Below are 18,720 nucleotides of genomic sequence, written 5' to 3'. Positions count from 1 at the left end.
AGGGTTTAGTCCTTTGCGGCGCCCGCTTCCCCGAGCAGCGCGTCGGCCTTCTCCAGCCAGGGCACGGGACTGACCCGCGTATAGCCCGGCGTGTTCTCGGCCAGATAGGTCAGCCAATAGGCATGGCCTGCGCCGACGATGACCAGAACGCGCTCTTCCGGCTCCGCGATCTGCTGCAGCTTGGCGAACATCTTCGCATTGCGCATGAACCACATCGCGTTCAGCTCCGCACCGGGCAGGCGCGCCCTGTCGCCGATGAGGTTCAGGCCCAGATAGAAGCGCGAATGCTCTGCCGCCACGGTTTCTGCGGTGTTCATCAGGGCGAAGCTGGTTGCGATGGTTCGCTGGCCCTGCGTCTGTGTCATCCGCGCTGTCAGCGCATGGATATCGTCCATCCACGCTTCCAGTTCGGCCTCCTGGCCGGTGTCGGAGGCCACCTGCTGCACGGCGCCGAAGGGGAAATAGTCTGTGCCGCCTTCGCCGCGTTCGTCGAACCCGTAAACCGCCTCATGGCCCAGGCGGTCCGCTAGCCGAAAGCCGATCTGATAGTCTTCGGATCGTTCCGGCTCCCGCTCTCCCGCACGGTAGGCAGCATAGGCGGGGACGGCATAGTCGGCGGTATCGGGTGCGCGTTCGATCAGGACCCGGTCCGGCTGCCATGCAGACAGCGCCTCCACGATCGCTTCGATTTCCGCCTGCGGACCGGGCAGGAGGACATCCTCCACGTCCACATTCGCGATGTCCGCGCCGGGATTGGCGAAGTGGTAGGTCCCCAGCACCATCACTTCGACGGTAGGAGCGGGGCCTGCCCAGGCGGGAACAGACATGGTCACCGCCAGCGCAGCAAGCATGACCCGAAGTGATATAGTCATGTATGACACCATATACCGCCGACCGCCTCTGTCTAGGTCTCCATTTTTGCCTTTCGTTATCGCGACGGGCTGTCGCCGTCCTATTTTATCGGCTGAACCTTGTATTGTTCAGGAGTAGACATGGCGATCGGTCGAGTGGTCTTCGGCGGTCCGGACATGAAGCCGCGCCGGCTGCGCGATCTTCTGCAAAGCGAAATCGAGGCGGTTCCGCCGGGCGGCAGAATTGATTGGGCCACCTATTATTTCCGCGACCGCCGGTTGGCCCGCGCTCTAGTGGCGGCCCAGCGGCGCGGTGTGCAGGTTTGCATCACGATGGAGCGGACACCACGCCGGGCCGACGCGAATGCGTGCGTCGTCGATATCCTGCAACGTGGCGGCGTCGACAGGCTGACGGCGAGGCGCTGGTGGCCGGGCCGGCTTCACAGCAAGGTTTATGCTTTCTCTCATCCAGACCGTTGTTGGATCGGGTCGTTCAATCCCTCCGGCGATGAGGTAGATGACCCTGACATCCTCGCCGCCATCGGTGATCAGGATCGCGGCGACAATCTGCTTGTCGAACTGCGGGCACCGGAATTGGTGGAGGCCGGAAGGCGAACCGTGGAGATGCTTGGCCGCGGCGTGCCCCCGCTAGTCCGCTTCGACCGGCGCTACACGCGCGTTGCGCGCGCCCGAGGTACGCAGCTGTTCCGCTATCCGAGACTTGGGGCATCTCCGCTATCGCCGTCGCTCGCGAAGCTGGGCCCGGGTGACGAAGTTACTGCCGCAATTTCGCACCTGAAGCCGGGCCCTCTTCTGGCGGCGCTTGATGCGGGCGCGGCGCGTGGTGCCCACGTCATGCTGTTTGTACATGACAGCCAGCGCCGCGTACCCGCTTCCGTGCGTCGCTATTCTTCGCTCGAGCTTACCCGCGTCGGCGATACCGCAACTGCGCCGATGCATGCCAAAATGCTATACGCACGGATCGCAGGGCGCCGCCAGGTTTGGACGGGCAGTCTCAACTTCAACTTGCGCTCCCGCTATCTGAATGCAGAGACCTTACTCCTCAGCGACGACGAACGCTTTTGTGATATGGTCGAGAGCCGGCTTAACGAAATTGGCGCGCGCAGCCTTCCCGGTAAGCCTGGTTTTTCGACCGGCCTGCCGGTGCCGCCAAGGGACCGGGAAGCATATCCCGCGCCGGCCGGCCCTTCACGGAAGGGAGCCGGTAACAGGTTCATCCCGCCACCTGATCCGGGCGCCTGACCGACCGTTCATGCGACCATGTCTATGGTGGCGCCCGCAGCGTTGATCCACTAGATGCAGTGGCATGACGCAGCGCAAGATAGCCATCGCCTCCGATCATGCGGGCTTCGTTCTGAAATCCAAGGTAAAATCCTGGCTGGAAGAGGCCGGACATCAGGTCATCGACCTCGGCACCGACAGCGCCGAATCGGTCGACTGGTCCGACTATGGCCGAAAGCTCGGGGAAACGGTCGCCGCGGATGCCGAGATGCTGGGGGTCGCGATATGCGGGTCGGGCATCGGCATCGCGATTGCCGCGAACAAGGTGAAGGGCGCGCGCGCCGCGACCTGTATGAACGGCCTGATGGCGCGGCTTACCCGTGCCCACAACGATGCCAACATTCTCTCGCTGGGCGAGCGGCTGATCGGCGACGAGGTGGCGAAGGACTGCCTGCACCAGTTTCTGACAACCGAATTCGAAGGCGGACGCCACCAGCGCCGCGTCGACAAGCTGGAAAGCGATTGATGAGCACGAACCCCGAATTCGAATCCTACGATGGCTTCTTCACCGAAAGCCTGGAGGCTGCCGATCCGGAAGTCTTCTCCGGCATTCAGGACGAACTTCACCGGGAACAGACCGAGATCGAGCTGATCGCCTCGGAAAACATCGTGTCCGAAGCGGTGCTGGCAGCGCAGGGCTCCGTTCTGACGAACAAATATGCCGAGGGGTATCCGGGACGCCGCTACTATGCGGGCTGCGGTCCGTCGGACACGGTCGAGGACCTGGCCCGCGACCGGGCCAAGGCGCTGTTCGACTGCTCCTACGCCAACGTGCAGCCTCACTCCGGCGCGCAGGCAAACGGCGCGGTGATGCTGGCGCTGGTGAAGCCTGGCGACACGATCATGGGCATGAGCCTTGCCGCTGGTGGTCATCTGACCCACGGCGCGCCGCCGGCCCAGTCGGGAAAATGGTTCGATGCGGTTCAATACGGTGTCCGCGAAGACACCCACCTGATCGACTATGACGAGCTAGAAGCGCAGGCGGTTGAGGCGAAGCCGAAACTGATCATTGCCGGCGGCAGCGCCTATCCGCGCCATATCGATTTTGCGCGGTTCCGCGAGATCGCCGACAAGGTCGGCGCCTATCTGCATGTCGACATGGCCCATTTCGCAGGACTGGTTGCGGCCGGCGCGCATCCCAGCCCGCTGCCGCATGCGCATGTCGTCACGACGACGACGCACAAGACGCTGCGCGGACCGCGTGGTGGCATGATCCTCTCGAATGACGAGGCTCTCGGCAAGAAGCTGAACAGCGCCGTCTTCCCGGGCCTTCAGGGCGGACCTCTCATGCACGTGGTTGCAGCAAAGGCGGTCGCATTCGGAGAGGCGCTGCGTCCCGGATTTCGCGGTTATGCCGAGGCCGTCATCGCCAATGCGAAGATGCTTGCCTCCACGCTCGAAAGCCGCGGCTGCGACCTGGTATCGGGCGGCACGGACACGCATGTCGTGCTCGTCGACCTTCGTCCTATCGGCGTGACGGGCGCCGACGCGGAACAGTCTCTGGTGCGGGCAGGGATCACCTGCAACAAGAACGGCGTGCCCTTCGATCCGCTTCCGCCCGCAAAGACCAGCGGGGTTCGTCTCGGCACGCCCGCAGGGACCACACGCGGCTTCGGCCAGGCGGAGTTCAAGGAAATCGGCGAGATGATCGGCGATGTTCTCGACGGCCTGGCGGCGAACGGCGCGGACGGGAACACGGATGTCGAGCGCGCCGTGAAGCAACGGGTCGAAGCGCTGACGGCGCGCTTCCCGATCTACGCGGCGCGATAGGAGCGGGCTCCCGGAACCTCGGGGGCGGATCGACATGCGCTGCCCGTTCTGCATGAATCCCGACAGCCAGGTGAAGGATAGCCGGCCCACTGAAGACGGGTCGGCGATCCGCCGCCGGCGTCAATGCCCTGCCTGTGCGGCGCGGTTTACGACGTTCGAACGCGTTCAGCTTCGAGAGCTGCAAATCGTCAAGAAGTCCGGCGATAAGCAGCCTTTTGACCGGGAGAAGCTCGCCTCTTCGATCAGCATCGCCTGCCGCAAGCGCCCGGTTTCCGAGGACAAGATCGAACGGCTGGTCAGCGGCATCCAGCGTCAGCTGGAAGCGAGCGGGAAGGGCGAGATCAGTGCGGAGGACCTTGGCGAACTCGTCATGGAGGGGCTGCACGCGCTCGACGAAGTTGCCTATGTCCGCTTCGCCAGCGTCTACCGCGAATTCCGCGAGGCGCGCGATTTCGAAAAGCTCGTCACCGGCATGCCCGGCGGCGAGGAGGAAGACCCGGGCCCGGAGCCCAAGGATACGCTGTTCTGACGACCGAAGCCCTCAATCCGATCGTTGTGCTCGTCCGCCCGCAACTGGGCGAGAATATCGGCACGGCCGCGCGCGCCATGCTCAATTTCGGACTGACGCGGATGCGTCTGGTCTCTCCGCGCGACGGCTGGCCCAATCCCGATGCCGGCCCAGCGGCCAGCGGAGCCGATCTGGTTCTCGCGAATGCCGAGGTGTTTTCCTCCGTTGCGGATGCGGTTGCCGACTGCCGACACGTCTACGCTACGACGGTCAGGAAACGCGGGCTGATCAAGCGAGTGGTGACGCCGGCGGAAGCGGCAGAGGAAACGGTGGAGCGCAGCGTGCGGACCGCGATCCTCTTCGGCGCTGAAGCCACCGGTCTTGCCAATGACGAGGTCGGCCATGCTCAGGAAATCCTGACCGTGCCGGTAAACCCTGACTTTTCTTCGCTCAACCTCGCTCAGGCGGTGATCCTGTGCGCCTATGAATGGTCGCGCCATGCGGGCCTCCCTCGCGGGGAGGAACTGGACCTCCCGGCCCCTCAGGAGGAGGTGGACGGGCTTGTCCATCAGCTTGATGCGGCGCTTGAGACCTCGGGCTATTTCCGCGTCGAAAGCCGCATTGCCTCCGCCCGCCGTACGCTTCGCAGCCTCTTCACGCGTCCCGGCTATACCAGCCAGGAAATCCGCACCCTGCGCGGGATCGTCAGCTCGCTGACGCGCAGCACCTAGGGCGCTCCCAGCTCTCGCTTCAGGAAGCTTGCCGACTTTTCCAGCATCTCTATGCGCGCTTCGGACTGGGGCAGCTGGTGGTCCAGGTCGTCGAATTCGACATAGTCGACTGGCTTGCCCAGCTTCTCCAGCCGGTCCGCCATACGTCGCGAATGCGACACGAGAACGTTCGTGTCTTTCGTGCCGTGAAACAGCAGCACGGGCGCTTCGATATGCTCTGCCTGCCGCCGCGGCGACCCCTCGACCAGATGCGGACCTGTGCCGATACTCATGGCCCTCAGGTCATACTGCATGAAGCCGATCATATCGTCCTTCAGCTGCTGTAGGTCCGTGACCGGGGCAATGGCGACGACGGCCTGAAACAGGTCCGGATCTATCGCTGCGGACTGCAGGGCGGCGTAGCCGCCATAGCTCCAGCCCAGGATACCTGTCCTGTCCTGCGTGGTCAGCCCTTCCCCGATTGCCCAGCGAGCGGCGTCGGTAATGTCGCTGATGGCGATCTCCCAGTCCTGATAGGCGTTACGCCCGCTCCACTGCGCGCCGAAGCCTGTCGAGCCGCGATAATTCGGCTGGATGACCGCAAAGCCCTGTGCCGCGAAGGTCTGGGCCAGCCAGTCGAAACCCCAATAGTCGCGCGCGGAGGGGCCGCCATGGGGCATGACCAGAAGCGGCATCGGGCCGGCCTCCATCGTCTTGCCCGGCGGAAGCGTCAGATAGGCGGGGATCTCCGCGCCGTCGGCGGCGGGATAGGAGATCGGCTGCCGGCTTCCGAGGGCGACGTTCTTCAGCCACGGCCTGATGTCCATCAGCGGCCGCAGCTCGCCCGCCGACCGGTCGAAGAGATAATATGTGCCCGGCTTCGTATCCGAGGAGGCGACGAGCAGGATGCGCTGGCCGTCCCAGCTTTCGTCGATCAGCGACACCTCCATGTCGCCGCCGAGCGCCGCGATCAACGAATTCTGCAGCTGGGCGAGCTCTTGGTCGAAGAATTCGATATGATTGCCCTCGTCGGCCCAGGAGACGCCAACCGGCCTTTTGTTCGGCCCGAAGGTCACCAGCCCCCCGGCGTCGTAATTCGGGTTCGACCAGACGATCTCCGGTGCACGGCTGCCGTCGATGGGAAGCCGCGCAAGGGCGAGATGTCCCTCATAAGGGATACGCACATAGACTTCATCTCCGTCGGAGCTGAAGCCTTCGAACTCCAGCGCCGCATAGTCTGAGAGGCTGGTCTCCGCCAATCGGGTCCAGCCATGCCCGCCAGGCTCGCGTACATGCAGTTCCATCACCGGTCCGTAGCGCTGGTCGCTATGCCCAGAATATTCGCCGAAAATGCGGACTTCGCCCTTCGTGTCGGTGGCAAAGAAAGCTGCCCGGTCGATCGGTCCCACGACCTTCGCCATGCGATTATTGTCGACGTCGACGCGCTGAACCGTGAAGCCTTCCTCTTCGCTCCCGATCTGACTGCCCGTCCGGCTGGTACGCAGCTGCTCGAGGGACATCAGGATGTGCTCGGGATCGTCGGGCAGGATATCGATCAGCTGGCCGCCGAACTGGTTCAGGCCCACATGCCGGGCCGTTGCCCGCTGGCCCAGCTGGCGTGTGTTCTCGCCATTCTTGTCGATTGCCAGGAACCGCTGATAGCCGACAAGCTTTCCGTCGACGTTCGAGGAGCCCAGCATCTGGCAGCCAAGGCGATCGTTGTTCAGCCACAGGCAGCTCGTCATGCGCACCTCGCCGTCGGAGCGGATCAGCGGGATGATCTCACCCGTTTCCACATTGGCGATCTTTAGTCCCTCATAGCCTCGCGAATGGTCGATGAAGCTGACGTGCGTCCCGTCCGGGGACAGGCGCATCCCCGTGGCCGACGGCATGATCCCGAACCGGGCGTTGATGTCCTCCGGCTGGTCAGCCGCCAGGGCCGGCGTCAGTGCCGAAAACAGCGCGGCGAGTCCCCCCGCGCACCAGCGTGTAAACCTAGTCATGACAAGCGCTCCCTGCTTGCCGGCAGGGTGGGCTGCCTTTGCGGGGGCGTCAACGCCTTCGCTGAGCTTGACTTTCTCCGCTTTGGACGTCACATGGCGCGCTTCGCGATTGGTCCCGCATGCCGGTGAAGCGGTGACCGCGCTCCTGCAACGGGCAGGGCGGTGCGAATACCGGCACCAACGTTGTTCGCAGATTGAAAGGAGCGCCGACTATGTCGAAGCGCCAGAATTCCAAGTATAAACTCGATCGCCGCATGGGCGAGAACATCTGGGGGCGTCCGAAGTCCCCGGTCAACAAGCGTGAATATGGTCCCGGTCAGCACGGTCAGCGCCGCAAGGGCAAGATGTCGGACTTCGGCATCCAGCTGCGCGCAAAGCAGAAGCTGAAGGGCTATTACGGCGACGTCACCGAGAAGCAGTTCCAGAAATACTACACGCAGGCTGCGCGCATGAAGGGTGACACCTCGCAGAACCTGATCGGCATTCTGGAACGCCGTCTCGACATGATCGTCTACCGCGCCAAGTGGGCGCCGACGATCTTCGCTGCGCGCCAGCTTGTGAACCACGGTCACATCCGCGTGAACGGCGACAAGTGCAACATTCCCAGCCGCCTGGTGAAGCCTGGCGACACGCTCGCGCTTCGCGCCAAGGCAAAGGAAATGGCGCTCGTTCTCGAGGCCCAGGGCCTCGCCGAGCGCGAAATTCCCGAATATGTCCAGGTGAACGAGGACGGTACCGCGAACTATATGCGCGTTCCGACCCTCGACGAGGTTCCTTATCCGGTCCGCATGGAACCGAATTTGGTCGTAGAGTTCTACTCGCGCTAAGTCTGCTCCCGCTTATCCAGCTGCGGCTGGTTCCGGCGGAAGCGATATCGCATCGGAAAACAGGGGCGGTCCTCGCGGCCGCCCCTGTTTCGTGTCAGCCTGTCCGCTCCGCCGCGCGCAGGGCGAGGTAGACGGTCGGCGGTACGACGGCGATCAGCCCGTTGAACATCAGGCTGGAAAGCTCGACGATCCAGAAGCCGGGCCGCGTGATCGACAGCGCCGGCAGGGTCGCGGCGAGGTCCTCGCTGCCCTCCGCGGTCAGGGCGACCGGCCCATAGACGACGGCAAAGACCAGCATCGCGGGCAGCAGCAATATGGCGAACACGAGAAGCAGCAGGCCGAGGATCGGCCCTCTGTGGGTCTTCGTCATGCCGGCTGCGCGGCGCAGCGCCGACAGCGGCGGCAGCCTTTCTTCGATGGAGACGGGAATGGCCGGCAGCAGGCAGGCCAGCATGAACAGGATGGCCGGCAGGATCACGACCCGGCTCATCCCTCCGATGACCGCCCCGAGCAGCAGGTCGACGATGAGAAGGCCGAAGACCAGGGCGGCGAGTGTCAGAGCGGTCAGCAGCCCGGGCTGGGCCAGCTTCAGCGAGGCGAGCATATAGGTGCCCGGCCGTCTCGTCATGCCGGCCAGCCTCAGCATGGTGCCCGCGCTGACGGCACTGACGAACAGGGCGAAGGCGGCTGCCCGCGCCGTCTGGATCAGCGTCGCGGTACTGGGGTCCATGCTTCCCGAGACACCCATCAGGTGGATGACCAGTTCGGTCCCCGTCAGGATCAGCAGCCCCAGCATCGTAATCGGCGCAAAGTCCCGCCACCAGGTTTCGATGGTCGTGCGGAGGATCGGTTGGACGAAAATAGTCGGCATGCCCTTTCTCATCGACTGGCCAGCCTATCAGGCGGGCAGCCGGCTTTCCATCGGCGCCTCTCCACCGCGCGCGGCTCGGTTGCGCTCAGCTCCGTGAGGCAGCGCTGAGGACGGCGCGCACCGACGCGGTCGCTACATCTTCGTCGATGCCGACCCCCCAGACCGTCTCGCCCGACGGCAGCGCGCATTCCACATAGGCGGCCGCGCGCGCGCCGGATCCCTTGCCGATCGCATGCTCGCTGTACGTCTGCACGTCTAGGTCGACGCCGAAATCCGATTTCAGGGCGGCGATGACGCTCGACACGATCCCGTTACCGCGGCCCGCGACCGTCCTGACGGTTTCGCCGTCGCGTATCTTGCCGGTGAAGACCCGGTCGCCGTCGGCGCCGCGCTGCTCCTCATAATCGACGATGTCGAAGCGGCCGCTGCCGTCCAGGTGGAATTCGTCGCGGAAGGCCTGCCAGATGTCGCCAGACTGCAGTTCGCGGCTGCTCGAATCCGCCAGCGCCTGCACGGTTCGGCTGAACCGCGCCTGCAGTCGCTTCGGCAGTTTCAGGCCTTGGTCCTGCTGCAGGACCCAGGCCACGCCGCCCTTGCCGGACTGGGAATTGACGCGGATCACGGCCTCGTAATCCCGCCCGATGTCGCGCGGGTCGAGCGGCAGATAGGGAACCTGCCACAGCTCGTCATTGCGCTGCTCCTGCGCTTCGAAGCCCTTCTTGATGGCGTCCTGATGCGACCCGGAAAAGGCCGTGAATACCAGGTCCCCGGCATAGGGGTGACGCGGGTGCACCGGCAGCTGATTGCAATATTCCGCCGTCTTCACGATCTCGTCCATGTCCGAAAAGTCGAGCTTCGGATCGACGCCTTGCGTGTAGAGGTTCATCCCCAGGGTCACGAGGCAGACATTGCCCGTGCGTTCGCCATTGCCGAACAGGCAACCTTCAACCCGATCGGCGCCGGCCATCAGTCCCAGTTCTGCGGCTGCAACGCCCGTGCCCCGGTCATTGTGCGGGTGCAGGCTCAGAAGCACGCTGTCGCGGCGGCTGATATTGCGCCCGAACCATTCGATCTGGTCGGCATAGATGTTGGGCGTCGCGGCTTCGACGGTCGCCGGCAGGTTCAGGATCAGCGGCCGGTCGGGCGTCGGCTGAAGAATGTCCATGACCGCCTCGCAAACCTCCAGGGAGAAATCGAGTTCGGCTGTGGAAAAGGTCTCCGGCGAATATTCGAAATGCCACTCGGTATCAGGCTGTGCGGCGGCGTTGTCGCGCAGCAGCTTCGCCCCGTCGATCGCGATCTGCTTCACTTCCTCGCGGTCCATCTTGAAGACGATCTGCCGCCACGCCGGTGACACGGCGTTGTAGAGATGGACGATGGCCGTCTTCGCCCCGCGAAGGCTCTCGAACGTCGTATCGATCAGGTCCTTGCGCGATTGGGTCAGGACCTGGACGGTTACATCCTCGGGTATCGCCCCGGACTTCACGAGCCCGGAGATGAAGTCGAATTCGGTTGCCCCGGCGGACGGGAAGCCCACTTCGATCTCTTTCAGACCTATGCGCACCAGAAGGTCGAAGAAGCGCCGCTTCTTCTCCGAATCCATCGGGTCGATCAGCGACTGGTTGCCGTCGCGCATATCGGTGGACAGCCAGCGCGGCGGCGCGCTGATCTGCTGCGCCGGCCACTGCCGGTTGGGCAGGTCGACTTGCGGGAAGGGACGATATTTCTGGCTGGGATCGGTCAACATGGCGCGGGCCTACTCACTCGGCTTTGCGATCTAATATAGAGGGCGGATCGGGTTCCCCTAGGCCGGTCCGCGCACAACGCGCCGGATGCCGCCTAGGGGCGGATAAGTCGTAGCCCGAGTAGGGGGGCGCGCAGTTGATCGGCAAGCCGGGTCATGATGCGTCGGAACGTAGCCTGGCTGCCGGGGATGTAAAGCCCCGCTGTCCGCGCATTTTCGGGGGCCGTGCGTAGCGCGCCCGGTAGACGCTGCGCGAAATATAGGCGCATGAGAATCGCTGCCCGATTTTAGGCGGCGGCGATTCCGCCCGGCCGCTACATACAGGGAATGCTGATGCTGACCGACTTCGACGGCGACCGCCTCTACGCCGCTCTCCTCGCCCGCGATCCCTCCTATGAGGGGCACGCCTATGTGGGCGTGACGACGACCGGGATTTTCTGCCGGCTCACCTGTCCGGCGCGAAAGCCGAAGCGAGAGAATGTGGAGTTTTTCGGCGATCTCTCCGCTTGTCTCGATGCCGGCTACCGGCCGTGCAAACGGTGCCGGCCGCTCGATGCGCCGGACCATCCGCTCATCGGTCCGCTGATGGCGCGCATGGATGCAGAGCCCGAACGCCGCTGGCGTGAGAGCGATCTTGTGGAGCTGGGGTATGATCCGTCGACGGTGCGGCGGGTGTTCCGGCGCAAATTCGGCATGACGTTCCTTCAGGTGGCGCGGGCGCGCCGCCTGGGCACGGCAGCCAAACGATTGGCACGAGAGGAAGCCGTGATCGAGGCGCAGCTCGATGCCGGATATGAGAGCGGCAGCGGCTTTCGCGAGGCGTTCCGAAAGCTTATTGGCGCGGCGCCCCGGATGGCGAAGGGGCAGGGCGTTCTCGCTGCCGACTGGATCGATACGCCGATCGGACCGATGATCGCCATAGCCGACGAGGTGAGGCTGCATCTTCTCGAATTCAACGACAGGAAGGCGCTCCGGTCCGAGATCGACAGACTCGTCGAGCGGCAGGGGCGCCCCGTGGTTCATGCTCGAACCGAGCCCATCGAGACCATGGCCGCTGCGCTCAAAGCCTATTTTGCCGGTCAGGCGGGCCTTCCGGATCTTCCGGTCGGCGACCATGGAACGGCGTTTGAAAAGGATGTCTGGCGTGCGCTGGCGGGAATTCCGCTCGGCGATACGCGCACCTATGGCCAGATCGCGGCAGGACTGGGGCGGCCGACCGCGACGCGGGCCGTGGCCCGTGCCAATGGCAAGAACCAGCTCGCCCTCCTGCTGCCATGTCATCGGGTCATCGGCGCCGACGGCACTCTGACCGGCTATGCCGGCGGTCTCTGGCGCAAGAAGTGGCTGCTCGAACATGAGCGGCGCATGATCGCGAAGAAGGGCGGACAGGCATGATCGAGGCATTTCGGCAATTGCACAGGCCCGGCGACCCGCTGGTCCTCTTCAACATCTGGGACGCGGGCAGTGCGGCGGCGGTCGAGCAGGCGGGTGCCCGCGCGATCGCGACGGGCAGTCAGAGTGTTGCGGCGGCGCATGGCCGGTCGGACGGGGAAGACCTCTCCCTCGACCTGGTTCTTGAAAACGCCGCGCGGATCGTCGGGCGCGTAGGCGTGCCCGTTTCGATCGATTTTGAATCCGGCTATGCGGATGATCCGGACGGCGTCGCGGCAAATGCCGGCCGGCTTGCGCAGGTCGGCATTTCCGGGATCAATCTTGAAGATGGCACGATCGCCGCCGACGAGGCCGGGGACGGTCTGGATGCGCTCTACGATGTCGAAACGCAGCAGGCCCGGATCGCCGCCGTGCGGAAGGTTACACCGGTCTTCATAAATGCGCGCACGGACATTTTTCTGCGGTCGCCGGCCGATGACCATGAGCGCCATTTTTCCGCCGCACTTGCCCGGCTGGAGGCTTATGCCGAAGCCGGTGCGGACGGTTTTTTCGTGCCGGGGCTGCAGGATCGTCGTCTGATCGCACGGCTTTGTGAGGCCTCCGCCCTGCCGGTCAATATCATGATGGCTCCGGCCGGGCCGACGCGGAATGACCTTGCAGCACTCGGCGTGGCCCGCACCAGTCACGGGCCCTTTCCCTATCTGGAGGCGATGCAACGCCTGACCGATCAGGCGCGCGCCGCCTTGGGCTGACCCCCGAATAGCTTGGGGCCGCGCCTGTCTCGGACTGGCGCGGCCCCATCTATGTCTTCAACCCTTACGTCTTCGGGTCTTTGCGCTCGAAAAGACGGGGGTCAGGCGGCCGCCATTTCCGGCTCGTCGATATCCTCGGCGGCGCCTTCGGGATCGCGCAGAACATAACCGCGGCCCCAGACGGTCTCGATGTAATTGTCGCCTTCGCAGGCTGCCGACAGCTTCTTGCGCAGCTTGCAGATGAAGACGTCGATGATCTTCAGTTCCGGCTCGTCCATGCCGCCGTAAAGGTGGTTCAGGAACATTTCCTTGGTCAGCGTGGTGCCCTTTCGCAGCGAAAGGAGTTCCAGCATCGCATATTCCTTGCCGGTCAGGTGCACGCGGTTGCCGGCGACGTCGACGGTCTTCGTGTCGAGATTGACCGCCAGCTTGCCCGTGCGGATGATCGACTGGCTGTGCCCCTTGGAGCGGCGGACGACGGCCTGGATACGCGCGACCAGCTCTTCCTTGTGGAACGGCTTGGTCAGATAGTCGTCGGCCCCGAAGCCGAGGCCGCGGATCTTGGATTCGACTTCATTGGCTCCCGACAGGATCAGAACCGGCGTGGTTACCTTGGCCAGCCGCAGCTTCTTCAGTACGTCGTAGCCGTGCATGTCCGGCAGGCCCAGGTCGAGCAGGATGATGTCGTAATCGTATAGCTTGCCGAGATCGATTCCCTCTTCTCCGAGATCGGTGGAGAAGACGTTGAAGCCATGCCCCGAGAGCATCAGCTCGATCGCTTCGCAGGTATTCGCATCATCCTCGATCAGGAGTACGCGCATATCGTGGTCCCTTCGCTTTTGCTCCGGAGCGGCCCTTGGCCCCCGCTCCCATGTCCCATTAACCATGCCGCTTTACGGCTGAGAAAGTTAAAATGGCGTAAATGGTTAATTTTATAAGTTGGCGTCCCTCTCCTGTAGGAGGAGATGTGCCCTTTTTCGGTCAGGTCGTTGCGTTTCGTGGGCGATATGTTCGCCTGTTCGTCCGATCGGCGGCTTACGGGCAGTCTCGCCGTCCGGGGCCTTGCTCTCCCGAAACCCTCAGCCGGGGAATCGATGGGGGATAGCGGCGGTCGCCGGACTCACTGGATTCAGCGGACTCCCTAGATTCACAAGCGCCTTCCGGCCTGCTAGGCCGCGTGTCATGGAAGATGCCTCCCGCGTTCTGGATCCCGAACGCGCCCCCGAAGATGCGGATGCGGCGCTGCGGCCGCAGCGGCTCGACGAGTTTGTCGGGCAGGAGGCCGCACGGGGCAATCTGCGGGTTTTTATCGAGGCTGCAAAGGGCCGCGGCGAAGCGCTCGACCATGTTCTCTTTTTCGGGCCGCCGGGGCTCGGCAAGACGACGCTGGCGCAGATCATGGCGCGCGAACTCGGTGTGGGCTTTCGCGCGACCTCGGGCCCCGTGGTGGCGAAGGCCGGCGATCTTGCCGCGCTTCTCACCAATCTGGAGCCGAACGACGTCCTGTTCATCGACGAGATTCACCGCCTGTCCCCGGCGGTGGAGGAGGTTCTCTATCCTGCGATGGAGGACCGGTCGCTCGACATCATGATCGGCGAGGGCCCGTCGGCGCGCAGCGTGAAGATCGACCTGCCTCCCTTCACCCTCGTCGGCGCGACCACCCGCAGCGGGCTTTTGACCACCCCGCTTCGCGACCGGTTCGGCATTCCGGTTCGGCTTACCTTCTACACGCCCGCGGAATTGAAGCAGGTCGTGACCCGCGCCGCCGGGCTTCTCGGCATGGGCCTCACTGAGGACGGCGCCGAGGAAATCGCCAGGCGCAGCCGCGGCACGCCCCGGATCGCCGGGCGCCTACTGCGCCGGGTGCGCGACTTCTGCGCCGTGGCGGGCGAGGACCCGGTGGACCGGGCGGCATCGGACCGCGCGCTGTCCCGCCTCGAAGTGGATGCCATCGGCCTCGACGCCATGGACCGCCGCTACCTGCGCGTCATCGCCGAGGATTATGCGGGCGGACCGGTCGGCGTCGAAACGCTCGCGGCTGCGCTCTCCGAGCCGCGCGACACGATCGAGGATGTCATCGAACCCTATCTGATCCAGGTCGGCCTGGTGGCGCGGACAGCCCGCGGCCGCCAGCTCAACGCGAAGGGCTGGACCCATCTCGGCCTTGCGCCGCCGCAGGGCACGGCCGGCCAGCTGCCGCTCGACGAATGACCGACCCCGCTCCCCCATCAGGCGTGTTTTCGGGCGGCGTCCACCGCTTTCCGGTGCGGGTCTATTTCGAGGACACCGACCTTTCCGGCATCGTCTATCATGCGAACTATCTCCGCTTCATGGAGCGGGCGCGTTCCGACATGTTGAGGGTGGCGGGGATAGACCAGCGCGGTGCGTTCGAAGCCGGGAAGGGCGCCTATGCGGTGGCGGACCTTTCCATCTCCTATGCCCGGCCCGCCCGGCTCGACGACGTGCTGATCGTCGACAGCCGCGTTACCAATGTGAGGGCCGCGGCGACCGAGATCGTTCAGCGTATTTTCAGGGCCGGGGAACTCTGCTGTGAAGGCAAGGTTGTTGCGGCGCTGGTGTCTCCCTCCGGGAGGCCGCTTCGCCAACCGCCGGAGTGGCGAGAATTGTTCCTCGAACTGAAATCCCAGGCAGGGAGTGAAAATGCAGGTTGATCCCGTAGGCGTAAGCATGGCCGCTGCCACAGACCTGTCACCGCTTGCCCTGTTCATGGAGGCTGACATCGTCGTGAAGGCGGTGATGATCGGCCTGCTGCTCGCCTCCATCTGGTCATGGGCAATCATCTTCGACCGGATGCGCAAGCTCGGCCATGTCGAGAAACAGGCGAAATCCTTCGAAGACAGGTTCTGGCGGGCCGAGAGCCTGCAGGAGTTTCACGAGGCCCAGCGCAAGGTCTCGCACCCGGCCGCGAAAATCTTCGGCGCAGGCATGACCGAATGGAAGCGCTCGTCGCAGAATGGCCGCGTGGTGCGGCGCGAGGGGCTGCGCACGCGCATGTCCTCTTCGCTGCAGGTCGCCATCGACCGCGAGGTGGGGCTGCTGTCCGACCGGCTCAACATCCTCGCCACCATCGGGTCGGTAAGTCCGTTCGTCGGCCTGTTCGGCACGGTCTGGGGCATCATGCGCGCCTTCACCTCCATCGCGGCAACGCAGAACACGACGCTCGCGGTTGTCGCGCCCGGCATCGCGGAAGCGCTGTTCGCTACCGCGCTCGGCCTGTTCGCGGCCATCCCGGCGGTGATCGGCTATAACCGCCTGCTGCACCGGATCGGGTCGCTCGAGGGGCGGCTCATCGGCTTTTCGGAGGAATTCCAGAATCTCGTCTCGCGCGAGCTGGACGCGAAGGAGTAGGCCGGCATGGCCATGGGCCTTGGAACGTCGCAGCGCGGCGGTCGCCGCAGCCGCCAGGCACCGATGAGCGAGATCAACGTGACGCCGCTCGTCGACGTCATGCTGGTCCTCCTGATCATCTTCATGATTACCGCGCCGCTCCTCGTCGCCGGGGTTCCCATCGACCTGCCCGACAACCGCGCCGCGCCGCTGCAGTCCGACGATACGCCGATCCAGATCAGCGTCGACGAGGAGGGCCGCATTTTCATCGACGAGCAGGAACAGCAGGCTGACAGCTTTGCCGCGCGTCTCGGCGCCATCTACCAGGCGCGCCAGGGCGGGCCGGAAGAGCCGCGGGTCTACATCCGCGCCGACCGTGGCCTCGACTACGGCCTGGTCATGGGGGTTCTCGGAGAAGTGAACCGGGCCGGCTTTCGCCGGGTCGCTCTCGTCAGCGAGGGTACGGGAGAGGCGCCGGCGGCTTCGGGGGGCGAATGAGGGAACTCCGCGCGCTGACATTGTCGGGCGGGGCGCATCTTGCGCTCCTGGCTGCTCTGTCGCTGAGCTGGAGCCTCATGGCCGACGACGTGGTCCAGGTCGTCGAAGAGCCGCTTGAAGTCGATTTCGTAACGATAGCCGACGCGCCCACGGTAACCGAGCGTCCGCCGCCGTCACTCGAGGCTGCGCCGCGTGAACTTGTCGAGGCCGATCCGATCACCGAGCCCGATGAAGCGATCGCGCCGGAAACCATACCGGACCTCAGTATCCCGAACGATCCGCCGCCTCCCGAACCGAAGCCCGAGCCTCAACCGGACCCCAAACCCAAGCCTGCGCCGCCGAAGAAGCAGGAGCTGTCGACGCCGGTGGACAAGGAGGTCGCCGTTGCCGAGCGCGCCCGCGAAGAAGATGATTTCGCAGAGGCGATCACCGACTCGCTGCCCACGAAGGCGCAGCTTTCGCCGATCCAGCAGAACACGCTCGTCGGGTTGATCCGCGAACGCATCTACAAATGCTGGGACCCCAATGCCGGGGGGGCGAATGCCTCGGCGATCGTCACCACCCTGCGCGTCAAGGCGGCGAGGGACGGGACGATCATCGGCCGGCCCACCGTCGTGCGGCAGACCGGCAGCGCGTCGGAAAGCTTCAAGCGCACCGCACGGGACGCGGCGATCCGTGCCGTGCTCAATCCGCGATGCAGTCTCGAAGGCTTGCCGCCGGACCTGTATGAGGGCGGCTGGGAAGACTTTACCCTGAATTTCGATCCGAAGGACCTGTAGATGAGTATTCTCAAATCTCTCGGTGCCTGTTTGCTCGCTCTAGTGCTCGGCACGGCGGCAGCGGCGCAAAATCTTTCGGTCGACATCAATCAGGGTGTCTCGCGGCCGCTGCCCATCGCAATACCCGATTTCGCCACCCCGAGTTCCGCCTCGACGCCGGCGGGCGATACGGCTGCGCTGGGCGGGGACGTGGCCGAGGTCATTACCAACGACCTCGAATCCTCCGGCCTCTTCCGGCCGATCGACCCGCTTGCCTTCACGACCGACGTTGCGATGGCCGACGTGACCGCGCCGAGCTATCCCAATTGGCGGACCATCGGCGCCCAGGCGCTGGTGACGGGCTTCGTCGAGGCGCGCGAGGACGGTTCGATCACCGTGGGCTGCTACCTCTACGACGTGTTCTCGCAGCAGGCTCTGGTGCGGCAGGGTTTCAACACCCAGCCGCGCGCTTGGCGCCGCGCTGCGCACAAATGCGCCGACGCCGTCTATTCGCGGCTGACAGGCGAGACCGGCTATTTCGACAGCCGCATCGTCTATGTTTCGGAGACCGGCCCGGCCACGGCACGGATCAAGCGGCTCGCGATCATGGACCAGGACGGCGCCAATCACCGCTTCCTGACCAACGGACAGAATCTGGTGCTGACTCCGCGCTTCGCGCCGAACCGCGATACGCTGACCTATCTCAGCTATGCGCAGAACCGGCCGCGCATCTACCTCTACGATGTCGAAACGGGGCAGCAGCGCCTGGTTGGCGATTTCCCGAACATGAGCTTCGCGCCGCGCTTCTCGCCGGACGGGAACACTCTGGTCTTCAGCCAGGCGCGGGCGGGCAACACCGACATCTACACCATCGATGTAAGCAGCGGATCGGTAACGCGCCTGACCAGCGCGCCCGGCATCGACACTGCGCCCAGCTACTCACCCGACGGGCGGCGCATCACCTTCGAAAGCGACCGTGGTGGCAGCCAGCAGATCTACGTGATGAACGCCGACGGATCGGACCAGCGCCGCATCAGCTTCGGCGACGGCGCACGTTACGGAACGCCTGTCTGGAGTCCGCGCGGCGACCTGATCGCGTTCACGAAAATCGGCGGAGGACGCTTTCGCATCGGTGTCATGCGTCCGGACGGGTCGGGCGAGCGGCTGCTGACCGAAAGCTGGGCCGATGAGGGACCCACCTGGTCGCCCAATGGCCGGGTGATCATGTTCTTCCGCTCGCGCCGCGGCGGGGGGGCTGACCTCTACTCGATCGACCTGACGGGAGTGAACGAACGGCGTGTCCGGACTCCGCTCGACGGATCCGATCCCGCTTGGTCTCCGCTGCGGCCCTAAGTAAAAGGGGGAGCGGAACGAACTGCGCGTAGA

Annotated in this window: 19 protein-coding genes; 14 read left to right on the top strand and 5 right to left on the bottom strand. The window is 64.6% G+C overall.

Going from position 1 to position 18,720, the window contains the following annotated elements:
* Positions 1-5: 5 nt before the first annotated feature.
* Entirely contained in the window at positions 6-872 is an 867-nt protein-coding gene (locus KCN53_RS09950; protein WP_143712229.1) for a DUF5694 domain-containing protein, read from the bottom strand.
* Between the two features lie 120 nt (positions 873-992).
* Between KCN53_RS09950 and KCN53_RS09945 the strand changes: the two genes are divergently transcribed.
* From KCN53_RS09945 to KCN53_RS09925, 5 genes are all read left to right on the top strand, one after another.
* Positions 993-2,114: a phospholipase D-like domain-containing protein gene (locus tag KCN53_RS09945; protein ID WP_088712528.1), complete on the top strand. Its 1,122-nt coding sequence runs from the start codon at positions 993-995 to the stop codon at positions 2,112-2,114.
* Between the two features lie 64 nt (positions 2,115-2,178).
* Entirely contained in the window at positions 2,179-2,619 is a 441-nt protein-coding gene (gene rpiB / locus KCN53_RS09940; protein WP_088712529.1) for a ribose 5-phosphate isomerase B, read from the top strand.
* On the top strand, positions 2,619-3,923 hold the full coding sequence (gene glyA / locus KCN53_RS09935; protein ID WP_088712530.1) for a serine hydroxymethyltransferase: 1,305 nt from the start codon (positions 2,619-2,621) through the stop codon (positions 3,921-3,923). Before rpiB ends, glyA begins: the two co-directional genes overlap by 1 nt.
* A 34-nt stretch (positions 3,924-3,957) precedes the next feature.
* Positions 3,958-4,452 carry a transcriptional regulator NrdR gene (gene nrdR, locus KCN53_RS09930; RefSeq protein WP_088712531.1) on the top strand — a complete coding sequence of 165 codons (495 nt, stop codon included), beginning with the start codon at positions 3,958-3,960 and terminating at the stop codon, positions 4,450-4,452.
* A 20-nt stretch (positions 4,453-4,472) separates the two neighbouring features.
* Complete coding sequence (locus tag KCN53_RS09925; protein ID WP_243444646.1) at positions 4,473-5,162, top strand: RNA methyltransferase; 690 nt, start codon at positions 4,473-4,475, stop codon at positions 5,160-5,162.
* Here KCN53_RS09925 and KCN53_RS09920 read toward each other — a convergent pair.
* Positions 5,159-7,144: an alpha/beta hydrolase family protein gene (locus tag KCN53_RS09920; RefSeq protein ID WP_143712230.1), complete on the bottom strand. Its 1,986-nt coding sequence runs from the start codon at positions 7,142-7,144 to the stop codon at positions 5,159-5,161. The genes KCN53_RS09925 and KCN53_RS09920 overlap by 4 nt on opposite strands.
* A gap of 212 nt (positions 7,145-7,356) precedes the next feature.
* Between KCN53_RS09920 and rpsD the strand changes: the two genes are divergently transcribed.
* The gene (rpsD, locus tag KCN53_RS09915) at positions 7,357-7,971 is read left to right on the top strand and encodes a 30S ribosomal protein S4 (RefSeq protein WP_088712534.1); all 615 of its coding nucleotides are present in this window, start codon (positions 7,357-7,359) and stop codon (positions 7,969-7,971) included.
* 94 nt (positions 7,972-8,065) lie between these two features.
* Here the strand turns inward: rpsD and KCN53_RS09910 are convergent, their stop codons facing one another.
* Together KCN53_RS09910 and leuA are read right to left on the bottom strand one after the other, a co-directional pair.
* The gene (locus tag KCN53_RS09910; RefSeq protein ID WP_088712535.1) at positions 8,066-8,842 is read right to left on the bottom strand and encodes a hypothetical protein; all 777 of its coding nucleotides are present in this window, start codon (positions 8,840-8,842) and stop codon (positions 8,066-8,068) included.
* A gap of 85 nt (positions 8,843-8,927) precedes the next feature.
* The gene (gene leuA, locus KCN53_RS09905; RefSeq protein WP_088712536.1) at positions 8,928-10,589 is read right to left on the bottom strand and encodes a 2-isopropylmalate synthase; all 1,662 of its coding nucleotides are present in this window, start codon (positions 10,587-10,589) and stop codon (positions 8,928-8,930) included.
* 330 nt (positions 10,590-10,919) lie between these two features.
* On the opposite strand from leuA, the gene KCN53_RS09900 reads away from it, so the two are divergent.
* Together KCN53_RS09900 and KCN53_RS09895 are read left to right on the top strand one after the other, a co-directional pair.
* Positions 10,920-11,981, top strand: coding sequence for a bifunctional transcriptional activator/DNA repair enzyme AdaA (locus KCN53_RS09900; RefSeq protein ID WP_224199569.1), 1,062 nt, complete (start codon positions 10,920-10,922; stop codon positions 11,979-11,981).
* The gene (locus KCN53_RS09895) at positions 11,978-12,730 is read left to right on the top strand and encodes an isocitrate lyase/PEP mutase family protein (RefSeq protein WP_088712538.1); all 753 of its coding nucleotides are present in this window, start codon (positions 11,978-11,980) and stop codon (positions 12,728-12,730) included. Before KCN53_RS09900 ends, KCN53_RS09895 begins: the two co-directional genes overlap by 4 nt.
* A 101-nt stretch (positions 12,731-12,831) precedes the next feature.
* Here KCN53_RS09895 and ctrA read toward each other — a convergent pair whose 3' ends face one another.
* The gene (ctrA, locus tag KCN53_RS09890) at positions 12,832-13,551 is read right to left on the bottom strand and encodes a response regulator transcription factor CtrA (RefSeq protein WP_088712539.1); all 720 of its coding nucleotides are present in this window, start codon (positions 13,549-13,551) and stop codon (positions 12,832-12,834) included.
* Between the two features lie 361 nt (positions 13,552-13,912).
* Between ctrA and ruvB the strand changes: the two genes are divergently transcribed.
* Genes ruvB through tolB form a run of 6 tightly spaced genes read left to right on the top strand, consistent with a single transcriptional unit; the run spans position 13,913 to position 18,687 of the window.
* Positions 13,913-14,941 carry a Holliday junction branch migration DNA helicase RuvB gene (gene ruvB, locus KCN53_RS09885; RefSeq protein WP_088712540.1) on the top strand — a complete coding sequence of 343 codons (1,029 nt, stop codon included), beginning with the start codon at positions 13,913-13,915 and terminating at the stop codon, positions 14,939-14,941.
* A complete protein-coding gene (locus tag KCN53_RS09880; protein WP_088712541.1) occupies positions 14,938-15,402 on the top strand; it encodes a YbgC/FadM family acyl-CoA thioesterase in 465 nt (154 codons plus the stop codon). The genes ruvB and KCN53_RS09880 overlap by 4 nt, the downstream gene beginning before the upstream one ends.
* A 16-nt stretch (positions 15,403-15,418) precedes the next feature.
* The gene (gene tolQ / locus KCN53_RS09875) at positions 15,419-16,099 is read left to right on the top strand and encodes a protein TolQ (protein ID WP_224199567.1); all 681 of its coding nucleotides are present in this window, start codon (positions 15,419-15,421) and stop codon (positions 16,097-16,099) included.
* Positions 16,100-16,105: 6 nt separating this feature from the next.
* Complete coding sequence (gene tolR, locus KCN53_RS09870; protein WP_088712543.1) at positions 16,106-16,576, top strand: protein TolR; 471 nt, start codon at positions 16,106-16,108, stop codon at positions 16,574-16,576.
* Positions 16,573-17,355 (top strand): hypothetical protein, encoded by a 783-nt coding sequence (locus tag KCN53_RS09865; RefSeq protein WP_088712544.1) that lies wholly within the window; start codon positions 16,573-16,575, stop codon positions 17,353-17,355. Before tolR ends, KCN53_RS09865 begins: the two co-directional genes overlap by 4 nt.
* Positions 17,356-18,687 (top strand): Tol-Pal system beta propeller repeat protein TolB, encoded by a 1,332-nt coding sequence (gene tolB / locus KCN53_RS09860; RefSeq protein ID WP_088712545.1) that lies wholly within the window; start codon positions 17,356-17,358, stop codon positions 18,685-18,687.
* The last annotated feature ends 33 nt before the right edge of the window (positions 18,688-18,720 follow it).

The organism is Pacificimonas aurantium (assembly GCF_020092905.1).
GTDB lineage: Bacteria > Pseudomonadota > Alphaproteobacteria > Sphingomonadales > Sphingomonadaceae > Pacificimonas > Pacificimonas aurantium.
The sequence above is the reverse complement of the archived record's forward strand: the minus strand, read 5'-3'. Positions and strand labels throughout refer to the sequence as shown.